This is a genomic window from Halopenitus persicus (genome assembly GCF_900107205.1).
GTDB lineage: Archaea > Halobacteriota > Halobacteria > Halobacteriales > Haloferacaceae > Halopenitus > Halopenitus persicus.
Genome location: NZ_FNPC01000007.1, coordinates 114,616 through 127,291, shown reverse-complemented (window position 1 = coordinate 127,291; position 12,676 = coordinate 114,616). Strand labels below are relative to the sequence as shown.

At 59.6% G+C, this 12,676-nt stretch carries 12 protein-coding genes and 2 pseudogenes; 8 read left to right on the top strand and 6 right to left on the bottom strand.

Annotated elements, in window-relative coordinates; translation table 11 throughout:
* Positions 1 to 66: 66 nt before the first annotated feature.
* Both BLV25_RS17920 and BLV25_RS12330 read right to left on the bottom strand, forming a co-directional pair.
* Positions 67 to 303, bottom strand: a pseudogene (locus tag BLV25_RS17920) (transposase); the annotation flags it as partial.
* Positions 304 to 1,091: 788 nt separating this feature from the next.
* A complete protein-coding gene (locus BLV25_RS12330) occupies positions 1,092 to 2,090 on the bottom strand; it encodes a phosphate signaling complex PhoU family protein (protein WP_092733711.1) in 999 nt (332 codons plus the stop codon).
* A gap of 130 nt (positions 2,091 to 2,220) precedes the next feature.
* Here BLV25_RS12330 and BLV25_RS12325 point away from each other — a divergent pair, with 130 nt between their 5' ends.
* Positions 2,221 to 3,099 (top strand): winged helix-turn-helix domain-containing protein, encoded by an 879-nt coding sequence (locus tag BLV25_RS12325; protein ID WP_176819491.1) that lies wholly within the window; start codon positions 2,221 to 2,223, stop codon positions 3,097 to 3,099.
* Positions 3,100 to 3,158: 59 nt separating this feature from the next.
* Here the strand turns inward: BLV25_RS12325 and BLV25_RS12320 are convergent, their stop codons facing one another.
* The 4 genes and pseudogenes from BLV25_RS12320 to BLV25_RS12305 form a co-directional block, all read right to left on the bottom strand.
* A complete protein-coding gene (locus BLV25_RS12320) occupies positions 3,159 to 3,800 on the bottom strand; it encodes an LbetaH domain-containing protein (protein WP_092733705.1) in 642 nt (213 codons plus the stop codon).
* The gene (phnE, locus tag BLV25_RS12315; RefSeq protein ID WP_176819495.1) at positions 3,797 to 4,699 is read right to left on the bottom strand and encodes a phosphonate ABC transporter, permease protein PhnE; all 903 of its coding nucleotides are present in this window, start codon (positions 4,697 to 4,699) and stop codon (positions 3,797 to 3,799) included. Before phnE ends, BLV25_RS12320 begins: the two co-directional genes overlap by 4 nt.
* 12 nt (positions 4,700 to 4,711) lie before the next feature.
* Positions 4,712 to 5,553 (bottom strand): annotated as a pseudogene (phnC, locus tag BLV25_RS12310) (phosphonate ABC transporter ATP-binding protein); the annotation flags it as partial.
* Between the two features lie 7 nt (positions 5,554 to 5,560).
* The gene (locus BLV25_RS12305; protein WP_218128639.1) at positions 5,561 to 6,544 is read right to left on the bottom strand and encodes a PhnD/SsuA/transferrin family substrate-binding protein; all 984 of its coding nucleotides are present in this window, start codon (positions 6,542 to 6,544) and stop codon (positions 5,561 to 5,563) included.
* Positions 6,545 to 6,804: 260 nt separating this feature from the next.
* Between BLV25_RS12305 and phnG the strand changes: the two genes are divergently transcribed.
* Genes phnG through BLV25_RS12270 form a run of 7 tightly spaced genes read left to right on the top strand, consistent with a single transcriptional unit; the run spans position 6,805 to position 12,670 of the window.
* On the top strand, positions 6,805 to 7,263 hold the full coding sequence (gene phnG / locus BLV25_RS12300) for a phosphonate C-P lyase system protein PhnG (RefSeq protein WP_092733696.1): 459 nt from the start codon (positions 6,805 to 6,807) through the stop codon (positions 7,261 to 7,263).
* On the top strand, positions 7,260 to 7,817 hold the full coding sequence (gene phnH, locus BLV25_RS12295) for a phosphonate C-P lyase system protein PhnH (protein WP_092733693.1): 558 nt from the start codon (positions 7,260 to 7,262) through the stop codon (positions 7,815 to 7,817). Before phnG ends, phnH begins: the two co-directional genes overlap by 4 nt.
* A gap of 1 nt (position 7,818) precedes the next feature.
* Entirely contained in the window at positions 7,819 to 8,964 is a 1,146-nt protein-coding gene (locus tag BLV25_RS12290) for a carbon-phosphorus lyase complex subunit PhnI (protein ID WP_092733690.1), read from the top strand.
* On the top strand, positions 8,957 to 9,946 hold the full coding sequence (locus BLV25_RS12285) for an alpha-D-ribose 1-methylphosphonate 5-phosphate C-P-lyase PhnJ (protein ID WP_092733687.1): 990 nt from the start codon (positions 8,957 to 8,959) through the stop codon (positions 9,944 to 9,946). The genes BLV25_RS12290 and BLV25_RS12285 overlap by 8 nt, the downstream gene beginning before the upstream one ends.
* A complete protein-coding gene (locus BLV25_RS12280) occupies positions 9,943 to 10,761 on the top strand; it encodes an ATP-binding cassette domain-containing protein (RefSeq protein WP_092733684.1) in 819 nt (272 codons plus the stop codon). Before BLV25_RS12285 ends, BLV25_RS12280 begins: the two co-directional genes overlap by 4 nt.
* A complete protein-coding gene (locus BLV25_RS12275; protein WP_092733681.1) occupies positions 10,758 to 11,510 on the top strand; it encodes a phosphonate C-P lyase system protein PhnL in 753 nt (250 codons plus the stop codon). Before BLV25_RS12280 ends, BLV25_RS12275 begins: the two co-directional genes overlap by 4 nt.
* Positions 11,507 to 12,670 carry an alpha-D-ribose 1-methylphosphonate 5-triphosphate diphosphatase gene (locus BLV25_RS12270; RefSeq protein WP_218128638.1) on the top strand — a complete coding sequence of 388 codons (1,164 nt, stop codon included), beginning with the start codon at positions 11,507 to 11,509 and terminating at the stop codon, positions 12,668 to 12,670. Before BLV25_RS12275 ends, BLV25_RS12270 begins: the two co-directional genes overlap by 4 nt.
* The last annotated feature ends 6 nt before the right edge of the window (positions 12,671 to 12,676 follow it).

Sequence of the window (12,676 nt, the reverse complement as noted above, 5' to 3'; positions counted from 1 at the left end):
GATTTTCGAAATTCCTGACAGCGTTGCCACTCAGAAATCCGCACTGGCCCCGGACAGAGTACCTCCTTATCCGATTCCGGCCTCCTTCTTCAGCAGCGTGAGCGTATTGTCGGCCGTCACAATCGGCGCGCGTTCGTACTCACCCGTCAACTCGACTTGGACGAGTAAATCGACTGCTCGCCAAATCGAGTACAACAGACACGCAAACGCGAAGTAGAAGAATCGGAGCCCGAAATCCGTCGACGTCGTCACAGCCATGAACCGCTTGATCAACCGATAGCCACTCCCAATTTCCCATCGATACTGCCTTGGTAAACGCAAGACGGCATCGGGATAAGCCCAATTGTCTACAGACTTACAGCGTCAAAGACGAGTTTTTGAGCTCAGAAAATGCAGTCACCGCCACTCACCGAGGCTGCTGAAAGGGCAAAACTATCGGATCTAAGAGGTGGTGACTGAAAGGATGTGTCGCCGACGGATGGGGTGGATGACAGGTAATATGGCGGCAGTGGTCTCACTTCTGCCGCCGAACTGGCGACACACTCGGGTAGTAGCTACTGGGGTATTGTAGGTTTTCGGACCACTACAAGTGTTTCCACGCGCTCGCCAGTATCGGACATCAATCCGGGTGACAAAGCGGGTGTCGCCGGGGATTCCCGAAGGGGTTGGGAGCGACAGGCGATGCCGACGTCACGGGTATGTCAACTAGGCGTTATGGTAACATCAAACCTCCATTTCGTACATGGGGAGGGTGGTCCGAGTTATTTCTACATTCTACAAGCGGGGGTGTGGTCTGAACCCGCGCCATTTTGAACACGGGGGTGCGTTCACTAAACCCTCTGTACGTATCGAAGCCACTCACCGCATCGAGGCGGGTTTTCATAGCGCGAATTCGGCGTGAAACAGCCGCTCAGTAGGTGTGCGAGTGTAACAGTAGTTGCTATCGCCCTCTACTTGAACGGTGTAAAGGCCGATTCCAACTCCTAAGCCCATTCCGCAAGCAGTAATACCTGTTTCTACACAACATAGTCGCTGAAGTCACGGGGAGGTCGTACGCGTACAACCATGACTACGCAACCAGTCGAGACACCCTACCAGTGGCTATGACGGTAGTGGCGTTGAACGGCAATATCTGCGATATTGGCGCCGTATTCGGCAGTTCGTTGGATACTATCGAGGACGATTCCGTAGGTATAGGCTTCACCAGAATCTGAATGGTCGTAGAGCGAGCGGCGTCGATCGTCGATGTCGGCAATGAGGGCATCACAGTCGGCGATTGCGTCATAGGCGATATCGACCGGATCGTCGGAGAGAACGACGTCGGTGGCGGCGTTACGAATATCGCGAGCCCGTCGGTCAAGAGACGGGATTGCAGCGGAAATCTCGCCGTTAGACGCGTCGAGGTCGGTAGAGAGGCCGGCGATTTTCTCGGCGTGGTCACCGATTCGTTCGAGCTGCCGAGCGACCTGGTAGTGTTCAAAGAGACTGGCGCGGTCGTGCTCGAGTTTCTGCACTTCGTCGAAAACGCCGAGTGATCGGCGGAGGCACCGCGTGAGGAGTGCGTGGAGTTTGTCAGCTTCGTTGTCACGGGTGGCAGCTTCGGCTGCGAGGTCAGCGTCGTTTTCGCAAAGGGCGGTAACCGCGTCTTGTTGCATGGCATCGACGATGAGTTCAAGTCGAATGATGCTCTTGCGGACGGAGACGTGATCAGCGGACATAACGCTGTGAATGGTGAACGATGCGGCGTCGCGTTCGAGGACCTCTATGCCGACGAGGAGTCGGGTAGTTTCGCGGGCAGCGCGAAGGTTCGCCTCGTCGTCGCCAAGCCGGAGGGTAATGTGGTCAAAGCCGAGAATGTAGAGCGCGTGGATGGCGACCCGCACTTCGTCTGGTCCGTAGTCGCTGACGTCGACGGTTGCACTGGCTTGGTCGCGTCCATTATCCAGAACTTGGACAATAAGCGCGCCGTCATCACGTGGTTTGAGGCTCAGTAGGTCGCCAGCCGTGACGCCGTGTTCGTTCGCCCACTGCTTCGGTAGGGAAACTGTATACGTGGTTCCGCCGGAGAGCTGGACCTTACGTGTCTCCATACGGGCGCGTGTTTTGACGTGATAGGGTAAGCGTCTGCTATGAGGGGTCCGAACTGCTCTATAGGAATATAGTTGAGTCCGTGATTTCCGTGCATATCGGCTAACCTCAAGGTCGGAGTAAGATATGGTAATGACGGACTTCCGGCCCGCAACCTCAGGTGAGCAGAGTCAGGCAACGACCGTCGCGAAGATTATCGAGACAGTTGATGAACACCATCCAGATACGAAGGCGGAACTCGCCGAAATTCTCGATCTAAGCCCGAACTACGTGTCTGAGATTCTCCGCGAATTGAAAGCAGACGGTGTTATTTCGAAGGCGTACGTCGTTCACGAGTCAGAAGTATATCAACGAGCCGGTGATATATCCACACTCTGGGAGCACGCGACGGGGCCTCAGTCGACGACGGGAGCCGACCTCCTCGAACAACTCCAGCAGCTCGACGAAGTGACGTTCGACCAATATCAAGCAGCGGCTCAAGCGGTTGACCACGAAACATGTGATCCAAGCGCGAACCACCTCGAAGGGTTGGCGAACAAACGGTATTCAGCAGCCCTTTCGGCAGTAAAAGACTACACAATATCGACGCCGTGGCCGGGAAATCGCGTCGCGAGCGCGTTCGCAAGCATCGCGAAAAATCTCGAGATTGCTGGTGATCGTGCATGCTTCGTGGAGGACGCAGTTGAGGTGACAGAACGATCGCCGGGCGGAATGGTACACGAACGTGTCCTTGACATTCTCGCAGACGGAGAGCAGATTCACGAGCACGTCGCAGCAGTACTCTTTGATGCAGAACTCGACCGGATGGAGGCACTACATGCCGTCGAGAGCGACGTCCATCACGATCTCGCGGAGCTATTTGAGTTAACGACGGCGTATAGCGAGAATGGGTATGGCTATCTCGCGAGTGTGACGCATGCGATCGAACGAATCTTCCATCACTGGGTGAATACGGCAGAGACCGCGACACGACTCCACGTCGGTCTTAATGCCGGACACGTCGAGATCTGAGGGGATCGAGACATCGTTTCGGACGGCTACAGGAGGGATAACTGTTGGTGGGCGAGTGGTCAGGTGTAGGCGTCAAGGAACGTGTCGAGGTCGTGGAAGGCATCGAAGCGCTCAGCGATCGTTTCGTGATCCCACTCCCACCAGGCGATGTCGAGAAGGCGATCAGCGGTCGCATCATCAAATCGATGGTCAATAGGTTCAGCGGGAACGCCGGCGACGATTGTGTATGGCGGTACGTCTTTCGTAACAACGGCACCCGTTCCAACGACAGCACCTGTCCCAACTCTGACACCGGGCATGAGTGCACTATTGTAGCCGAGCCAGACATCGTGACCGACCTCGACGGTATTCTCACGGCGACGTTCAAAGATGGTATTGCCGTCCGCCTCGGCGAAGCCGTACTCTGCAGAGCGATACGTGAAGTGGTGGCTTGTCGGCCGCTCGATGGGATGGTTGACGGGATTGACGCGGACGTGTGAAGCGATGGAGCAGAACGACCCGATGGTCGCGTGGTCAAACTCACAGCGCGCCATCGCGTAGCTGTAGTCGCCAAACGTCGTGTTCACCATGCGGACACCACGATTGACCTCAGTCCATGCGCCGAGGTCACTGTCGACAACGCGGGCGTCGGGATGGATGGCAGGTTCGGGGCTAACGGTCGGCGTCTGATCGGAGCCGTGGTCCTCGACGTGGTAGCTCATCGGAATACACTTTGCGCAAACCGGTCGGGCATCCCGGCAAGATATTCGAGTGTCCCTGGTGCCTCCTTGTCGTTGCGAAGGCGAGCGCGGACGCGCTGGCTGACGATTTCGACACTACTGACAAGGAGGATGGTCACGATGACCGCCGCCATCATATTTGTGTATTGGTACGTCTGGCGCTGAATCATCAACTGGTAGCCGAGGCCGCCCGCCCCGATGAGGCCAAGCGTAATCGCAACACGAACATTCAATTCGAGGATGAACAGCACCCACGCAATATACTGACGGAACACCTGGCTTAGCATCCCAAAGAAGACCGTCTGTCGTTGATTCGCCCCTGTTGACTCCACGCCCTCGATGGGGCCGGACTCTATCTCCTCAAGTTCGTCCGTGAATAGCCGCCCGAGATACCCCATTGTATCAACCGCAATGGCAAGCGTACCCGTAAACGGCGTGACGCCACCAAGAGGAATGAAGAGGAGCGCCCAGACGAGCGCGGGAATCGCACGAATCGTGCTCATCAACGCTCGAAAGACGAAGTTCAGTGGGAACGGTGTCACGCGCTCGGAGCCGAGCGTACCGAGCAAGAGTGCACCTGGAATCCCGAGTGCTGTCCCACCGACAGCCATTGAAACAGTGACGACAGAGAGTGAGAAGAGATTCGCGGCGTCGATGAATTGCCAGTATCGCCCGAAGTCGAGGAAGGGCACAATCCCGAAGTACGTCGTCGTCGGGAAGTAATCGTGTGCCGCGGTCACGAACTCTGGCCAGTAGTTGATGAGTTCACGAACGGAGAAACCAACCTGCCCGTACGCAAATGTGAGAATTACAATGAGTGCGATCACACCGACAATACCCCTGAGGAGACGGTACCGACGCTGCTGATGTTGCTCGGACAGCTTCTCTCGTGGCGTTAGTTCGTCGTCCTCGTCACTCTCAGTTTCGGGGTGGAGAGTCACGGACGCACCTCCTGAAGACGTGGTTCCGTCACGTCTGTGGTCGTTTTCCGGTCCGGTGCCGTCTCTTCGGCGAGCGCAACAGTTTCGACGTCTCCGTAGAGTTCGTCCACGACTCCAGGGGTCAACTCTTCCGGACCACCGTCGAAGATGAGTTCGCCGTCTTTCAGGCCGAGGAAGCGGTCGCCGAAGTACGCGGCAATATTCACCTGATGAAGGCTGACAAGCGTCGTGATGTCGTATTCGTTCGCCGCGGTTTTCAGGTAATGCATGACAGTCTCCGCACTCCCCGGGTCAAGCGACGCCACCGGCTCGTCGGCGAGCAAGAGATCGGGCTGCTGGACTAACGCGCGGGCGATGCCAACGCGCTGTTGTTGGCCACCAGACATCGTGGCGACACGCTGGTCCGCCTCATCGAGCAACCCAACAGTACCAAGCGCGTCCAGAGCCGTAAGTTTCTCTTTGCGACCGACAAGCTGGAGCACGCTTCGCAGGAAAGGGTGGCGGCCGAGCGACCCGGTTAGCGCGTTCGTATACGCCGAGAACCCCTCAACAAGATTGTGCTGCTGGAACACCATCGCGACGTCCTCACGCGAGTTGTCGAGAGTCGCCCCATCGAGCGCCACCGACCCCGCTGTCGGCGACGTCAAGCCGTTCAGACAGCGGAGCATCGTCGACTTCCCCGCGCCAGACTGCCCGAGAAGCACCGTGAACTCCCCGTCGTTGAGCGTAAACGAGACATCTTCGAGCGCCCGGACATCCCCGTAATGCTTCGTGAGGTCCGTAACTTCGAGCATCGAAGGGTCACCGAAGCTTCAGGCCGAGTTCGTTCACTCGATTAATGACCGGCTGATAGTCGTCGATGGACGTCTTCTTCATCGAGGTGAACGGGAACGAGACGTTCCCGTCCATGTACTGTTCGAGGTCGCTTTTCGTCATGGTTGCGAGAGCGTCACGAATCTTTGAGCGCGCCGGCGGGTTCCACGAAGAGTGCGTGATGACCGGCTGTTTCGGCACCTTCTCCGAAACCCAAACCGCACGAAGCGAGGGAGACTTCGTGTTTACCTGGTCGCGGAACGCCGAATGCTCCCTGACGCGCTTCGGAATCGACTCCATATGCGGGATTCCAAACTTGCCGCTGTTGGCGTTTGCATCGAGTTTCTCCCTGTTGAAGAGTTGCTGTAGGCTTGTGTCGTGGTTCGACCAAGAACCTTTGAAGTCGACCGGCTTCCCGGTTGGGGCGTCGCCGATGTCAAGGCCAGCCTGTTTGAGCGCGGACAGTGGATAGATGGAACCGCTCGTGGAAAGGGGATCACAGAAGCTAATGGACGTTCCTTGGAGGTCGTCGAGCGACTGGATATCACTATCAGCCTGCACAAGCAGCATCGAGAAGTAGTAGGCCGTGTTCGCAGTGACGCTCGTCCCGAGAACATCCACCTTATCAGGGAACTGGATGAGTGTGACGTCGTCAAAGGCGATATTTGCTTGGCCGCTCCGAATCGCGGGCCAAATCGCCGAGTAGTCCGTCGCGACATCCACCGTGATGGAAATTCCTGAAACGGAGTTCTCAAGATACTTCACCATCGGCTGATACTGCTTCTTGACATCCGCAGGGCTCTCTGCGGGCGTCAGGAGAACAGTGACCGTTGTCTTCGAGGCGCCTGCGATACTGTTGGTCATCCCCGAGCAGCCGGCGGAGAGCGCGGTCAGCGCTGCCCCACCCGTTGCTACGAACGCTCGGCGGCTCGACGTCGTCGATACCTCGGTGCTGGATTCTGACTCCGACATGCACGTCAAAGACGATTGTATCAGTCATTGAACGTTGTCTGGGTATAGTACGTCGCGTCACGAGTAGGACGACATTCCCCCGTCCCATGTTACACTAGTCCGGGTGCGTCCAGACGTTCAGATATAGTACTGACCAAATCATTTTCCGGCTATTAGAGTCCAGACGTAGCGAAGAAATAGTGGGTTCGAGACAGGGAATCGTGCGTCGACTGTAGAGTACCCAGAGTAGACTTAGGGCCCTTCTAACCCGACAGATATCCGTGAACGACACAGACGAGACTACCCTCGAAGACCGAACGGCACGCTTCGAGCGAATCGCCGCCAGCGAGACAGCAACGCTGCTTGACGGGGCCGAAGCAGTTCTCGACGGCGAGACTGACGTCCGAGTTGTGCAGTCCCCGTCGCCGAAGCTGGTGATGCAGCGAGCGACGGACCCGGTCTCCGGACAACCGTTCAATCTTGGGGAGGTACTGGTGACGACTTCCGAAGTTGAACTCAGCGACGTGAAGGGATTTGCGATGGTACCCGGGAAGGCCGAGAGGAAGGCGCTCGCGGGTGCAGTCGTTGACGCCGCGGTCGCGGCCGACCACCCTGTAAGTAGGGATCTCCGCGCGGCGCTCGCTGACGACGCCGCCAACCGCGCCGAGCGCCGCCAACGTGCATGGGCAGAGAGTCGGGCGACGACGGTCGACTTTGATGTGATGGAGGACCCCGCATGAGTATTCATGATTTTGACCGCGTGCACGACACGCAAGCGTGCTATCGAGCACTCGTCGATTCGACGAGTCACCCCGGCACTATCCACGAAGTTACACCATCGCCCGCCGATCGGACGGTGTTGCTGACGCTTGTCGATGAGGAGACTGCGCTCCACACGGACGACGATGCCGTTCGGGAGACACTCTCCGACGAGGGGCGTTACGTCGCGGCATCGCTCGAAACGGCGGACATCATCCACGTGCACGGGAGCACTGACGGCGCAATCACGGACGCGTCGCGCGGTACGCTCAAGGAACCAAGCGAGGGCGCGACCGTCCTCTATCGCGTCGACACAGTCTCGACGCCGTCGGATGCAGCGACCAACGTTACCGTCTCCGGCCCGGGAGTACCGGGCGAGCGGAGAGTCGCAGTGGCGCTCCCGCCGGCTGAACTCGTGGCCCTCGTGGATGCGCAGAGCGACTACCCGCGTGGCATCGACGCCTACGTGACCGACGGAACCCATCTGGTCGCATTCCCGCGGTCGGTGAACCTCACCGTTGAGGAGGTGGCGTGAAATGGGGTATGTCGCGGTTTCTGCCGGCGAGGACGTCATCAGACGTGCGGAGGACCTCTACGAGAAGACGCGCATCGAGGGTGAGAGTGACACGGTTTCTGTCGACCAAGTCGCCGATCAGTTCGGCCGCCTCACCGGACAGGTGATGGGAGAAAGCGGGCTGTACGCCCCGCGACTCGCGGCGCTCGCCATCAAGCAGGCGCAGGGTGATGCTGTCGAGGCGGCGTTCCTCCTGCGTGCCTACCGCTCCACGCTAGAGCTCTGGGGGTACGCTGAGGCGCCAAGCACGGACGCGCTCGACGTAGAGCGACGCGTCTCTCCGGCGTTCAAGGATGTCCCCGGTGGCCAGATCTTAGGCGGGACGAAGGACTACACACAGCGACTCCTCGACTTCGACCTTGACGGCGAGGACGACCCCGTCAACCCGATCGACGCATGGGACCTCGATCCTGAACACGACGTTGACATCAACGACGAGGAGCCCGGGTCGCTCGCGGGTGTCGTCGACTTGCTTCGCGAGGAGGAACTTGTCGCCGACCCGGAGACGGCGGCCATCGACGACCACGTGGAGGACGGACCACAGGACACAACGCGAGAACCGCTGTCCCATCCGGCACCGCGGGATGCAATCCTCCAAGAGCTCTCACGTGGCGAAACAGGTGCGGTAACAGCACTGGGCTACAGCGCGCTACGGGGCTACGGCCAGGTACATCCGACGCTCGCCGAGGTCCGCGTTGGTAGCCTCCCGCTGCGAGTCAAGCATCCCTACACGGGTGAAACGGCGACGCTCCCTGGGACGGACGTTTCAGAGTGTCAGGGCGTCGTTCCTGCGTACGAGACGCGAGATGAGGCGCGCTTCGCGTTTGGCTACGGTGTGACGTTTGGTCGGAACGAACGCAAGGCCATCGGGATGACAATGCTTGATGCGTCCATCCAACTCGACGGCGACGCGCCCGCTGAGGACGCTGAGTTCGTCCTTGATGTCGTTGACGGCCTCGACTCATTCGGCTTCATCGAACACCTGAAACTCCCACATTACGTGACTTTCCAAAGCATCCTCGACCGGGTGCGCTCCATCCAGGAGCGCGACACCACGACGGACGAGAAGGTCGACGCCGAGCTCGCGGAGGTGGGTGGCGATGACTGACGCCGAACCCGAGTCGCTTGAAGAACTTCACGACCCGTCCTCGGAGGGCTTGGAAGGGTATAATTACGCGTACCTCGACGAGCATACGAAGCGTGAGGTGCGACGTGCGACGCTGAAGGCAATCTCGATTCCTGGTCACCAAGTCCCGTACGCGTCTCGGGCGATGCCGCTTGCACGCGGCTGGGGGACTGGCGGGATTCAGGCGTCGCTCTCCCTGCTCGGCCCCGACGACGTCTTCAAGGTTATTGACCAAGGGAGTGACGCGTCCGTCAACGCCGCGAACATTCGACGGCTCGCGGAGACAACGGCGGACATCGAGACGACGACGGACACTACGGCGGCATCCGTGATTCAGACCCGGCATCGGATTCCCGAAGAGGTACTAACCGACGATCAGATTCTCGTTCTCCAGGTCCCGGTGACGGACGCACTCCGGCGCGTCGACGGAAGCGACGACCGAAATCGGACTCGTCACGCGCACGCAGACTACAGCAAAATGTGGGTTGCGCTCTACGAGAGCGTCGTCCAGTGGGGCGAAGTGGACATCGGTGCCCGCTATCCCGTAATGGTTGAGGGCCGCTATCTCATGGACCCATCGCCGATTCCGCGCTGGGACGTCCCGAAGCTCCACGACGCGGACAATCTCTTTGTTTTCGCCGCGGGCCGCGAAGCCCGTATCTACGCGATCCCACCACACACAGACGTCGAGCCGCTCGCGTTCGAGGATCGCTCGTTCCGCGTCGAACACTTCGACGAGGAGGCTTGCGACGCCTGCGGGAGCACCGACACGTTCCTCACGGAAGTCGAGGGCGAGGACGGCGAACGCCGCTTCGCCTGCAATGACACGAGTTTTTGCGAGAAACGCCAGCGCAACTCCGATTGTGCCAAGGACGACCATCTGGAGCGTTCGGATATCGCATGGGGTCCGGGAACGGGTATCGACCCGAACGGTTTTGTCGGCGACGGGGGTGAAGATATTTGACTTTTCTCGACGCTGATGGCTTGACGAAAGTCTACGGAGAGGGCTGTTCGGCATGTCTCGCTACGACCGGCCCCGAGTACGATCGAAATCGCTGTCCAGAGTGTGACAGCGTCGTTGCATGTGCGGATGTCTCCTTTGAGGTTCGCGACGGCGAAGTCCTTGGTATCGTCGGGGAATCCGGCAGCGGGAAGTCAAGCGTCGCAGAGATACTCGCACTCGATGCGGACGCAACAGCCGGGACCGCCACGATTCGCGGTCACGGCGACGTCCTTGACGCAGACTATCAACGCCGCCGCGAGATTCGAGACGAACACCTTGGCATGGTCCACCAGCACGTCCACGACGGCCTCAACCTCTCGTTCACAGGCGGGGGAAATGTCGCGGAGAAACTGCTCTCCGCAGGCTGGCGCCACTACGGTGATATCCGCTCACGCGTCCGCGGACTTTTCGAGGAAACCGAAGTCCCGGTTGACCGAATGGACGACTCCGCCGAAACGTACAGCGGTGGGATGCAGCGCCGCGTCCAAATCGCGAAAGCCATCGCGAATGACCCCGGGCTGGTCGTGCTAGACGAGCCGACAACCGGCCTCGATGTAAGTGTACAGGCGCGTGTCCTCGACACTTTCCGACGCCTGCAACGCGAGCAAGATGTCGCGACCGTCGTCGTGAGTCACGACCTCAGTGTCGTCCGCTTGCTTGCTGACCGCGTGCTCGTCATGCGGCAGGGCCGCATCGTTGAAGCCGGCCTCACGGACCGCGTCATGGAAGATCCACATCACGAATACACCCAAACTCTCATCAATTCAATAATATGAGCACGTCCACAAACAGCGACGGCGAGCAGCCGCGGCTTGCCGTCACCGACCTCTCGAAACGCTTCCAGATGCACGTCGTCGACGGCCGCGAAGTCGTCGGCCTTGACAGCGTGGAATTCGACGTTGCAGCCGGCGAGTTCCTCGCTGTCGTCGGCGAATCCGGCAGCGGGAAATCCTCACTGCTGAAGTGTCTCCATCGGACCTACGAGCCGACTGACGGCACCATCGAATATGATACGGGCGACAGCGTCGTCGACTTGGCGACCTGTAATGAACGTACCATCCTCTCGCTGCGCGGAACGGATGTCGGCTACGTCTCGCAGTTCCTCCGCGAGATCCCGCGCGTCCCCGCGGTGGACGTCGTCGCACGACCGCTCCGTGAGTCCGGTAGCTCACCCGAACAAGCGCGTGAAACCGCACGCGGCCTCCTTGAACGCCTCCAACTCCCACGCGAGCTTTTCGACGCCTATCCAGCGACATTCAGTGGCGGTGAGCGCCAACGCGTAAATTTTGCTCGCGGCATCGCGCCACGCCCACGACTACTGTTGCTCGACGAGCCGACGAGTGCCCTCGACCCGGAGACCCGCGAGCATGCCCTGAAGCTTCTCCGTGACTACCTCGGCGACGACACGGCCGTCGTCGGCGTCTTCCATAACCACGATGTCGTTGAGCGCGTCGCTGATCGCGTCCTCACGATAGACGACGCGCGCGTCGTTGATGTCCGCCCAACCGGGGGTGAATCGACGTGAGTCGCCAGCAATCCGTCGCGACACTCGCAATCACGAATGGTCAAATCGTCACACCCAACGGCGTCATCGAAGGCGACGTGACGGCCGTGGACAATCGAATCGCAGCCATTACCACAAACCAAACTGGCCAGACGGACGCCGACACGGTTGTTGACGCAGATGGCCGCTACATCCTTCCCGGCCTCATCGACTTACATGGCGACGATATCGAAGACCACGTCTTTCCACGTTCCGGCGCTCGAACAGCCGATTCGCTTGCACTCGACGCCGCCGACCGCGCGAACGTCGCGGCCGGCGTCACTACGAAATGTCACGCGGTCAGCTTCCAAGACGCACCCGAGGACGATCGCTCCACTGATCTCGCGCGCGACATCGTCGATATGGTCGCGGCGAATGACGACCTACTCGCCGATCATCGGATTCATGCTCGCTGTGAACTCACCGATCCGGGCTGTGTGGAAGCTGTCTGCGAAATCATCGATCGCGACATCGTCGTGATGGCATCGCTGATGGCGCACGTCCCAGGCCAGGGACAATTCGCGAGTGTTGAGAGCTTCAAGCAGTGGTACATGGACGACGCTGGCTTCGACGAGGGCGAAGTCGATGAGATAATCGAAACCAGACAGAAAATCACTGACGACGTATTCGACGACCGCATCGAGCGCGTGACCGCCGCCGCGACCGCGGCCGGCCTCACAGTCGCCTCACACGACGACGAGAATCCCGAGGAAGTCTCCCATCGTGCCGAGAAGGGAGTCTCACTCAGCGAGTACCCCGTCACGCTCGACGCCGCAAATCGCGCCGCAGAAGAGGGAATGACCACAGCCATGGGAGCGCCAAACCTCGTCCGCGGCGGGAGCCAGTGGGGCAACCTCTCGACCGCCGACGCGATCGATGCGGGCGTCGTTGATATCCTCTGTGCAGACTACCACCCACCATCGCTTCTCGCCGCGCCATTCGTCGACACCGGCGAACCACTCCACGAGCGTGTCGCCCGCGTCACCGCCAACCCCGCAGCCGCCATCGGCCTTGACGACCGTGGCCGACTCGAACCCGGCGCTCGTGCCGACCTCCTCGTCGTCGATCCCGACCCAATGCCAACGGTCGAACGCGCAGTCGTCGCCGGTGAAGACGTCTTCTGCGCGGAGGCCTCTCCATGATAATCA

Coding starts and splice junctions, on each gene's coding strand:
- BLV25_RS12275 (WP_092733681.1), top strand. CDS start 10,758: ATGAGCACGTCCACAAACAGCGACGGCGAGCAGCCGCGGCTTGCCGTC.
- BLV25_RS12305 (WP_218128639.1), bottom strand. CDS start 6,544: ATGTCGGAGTCAGAATCCAGCACCGAGGTATCGACGACGTCGAGCCGC.
- BLV25_RS12290 (WP_092733690.1), top strand. CDS start 7,819: ATGGGGTATGTCGCGGTTTCTGCCGGCGAGGACGTCATCAGACGTGCG.
- BLV25_RS12325 (WP_176819491.1), top strand. CDS start 2,221: ATGACGGACTTCCGGCCCGCAACCTCAGGTGAGCAGAGTCAGGCAACG.
- BLV25_RS12285 (WP_092733687.1), top strand. CDS start 8,957: ATGACTGACGCCGAACCCGAGTCGCTTGAAGAACTTCACGACCCGTCC.
- phnH (WP_092733693.1), top strand. CDS start 7,260: ATGAGTATTCATGATTTTGACCGCGTGCACGACACGCAAGCGTGCTAT.
- BLV25_RS12320 (WP_092733705.1), bottom strand. CDS start 3,800: ATGAGCTACCACGTCGAGGACCACGGCTCCGATCAGACGCCGACCGTT.
- BLV25_RS12330 (WP_092733711.1), bottom strand. CDS start 2,090: ATGGAGACACGTAAGGTCCAGCTCTCCGGCGGAACCACGTATACAGTT.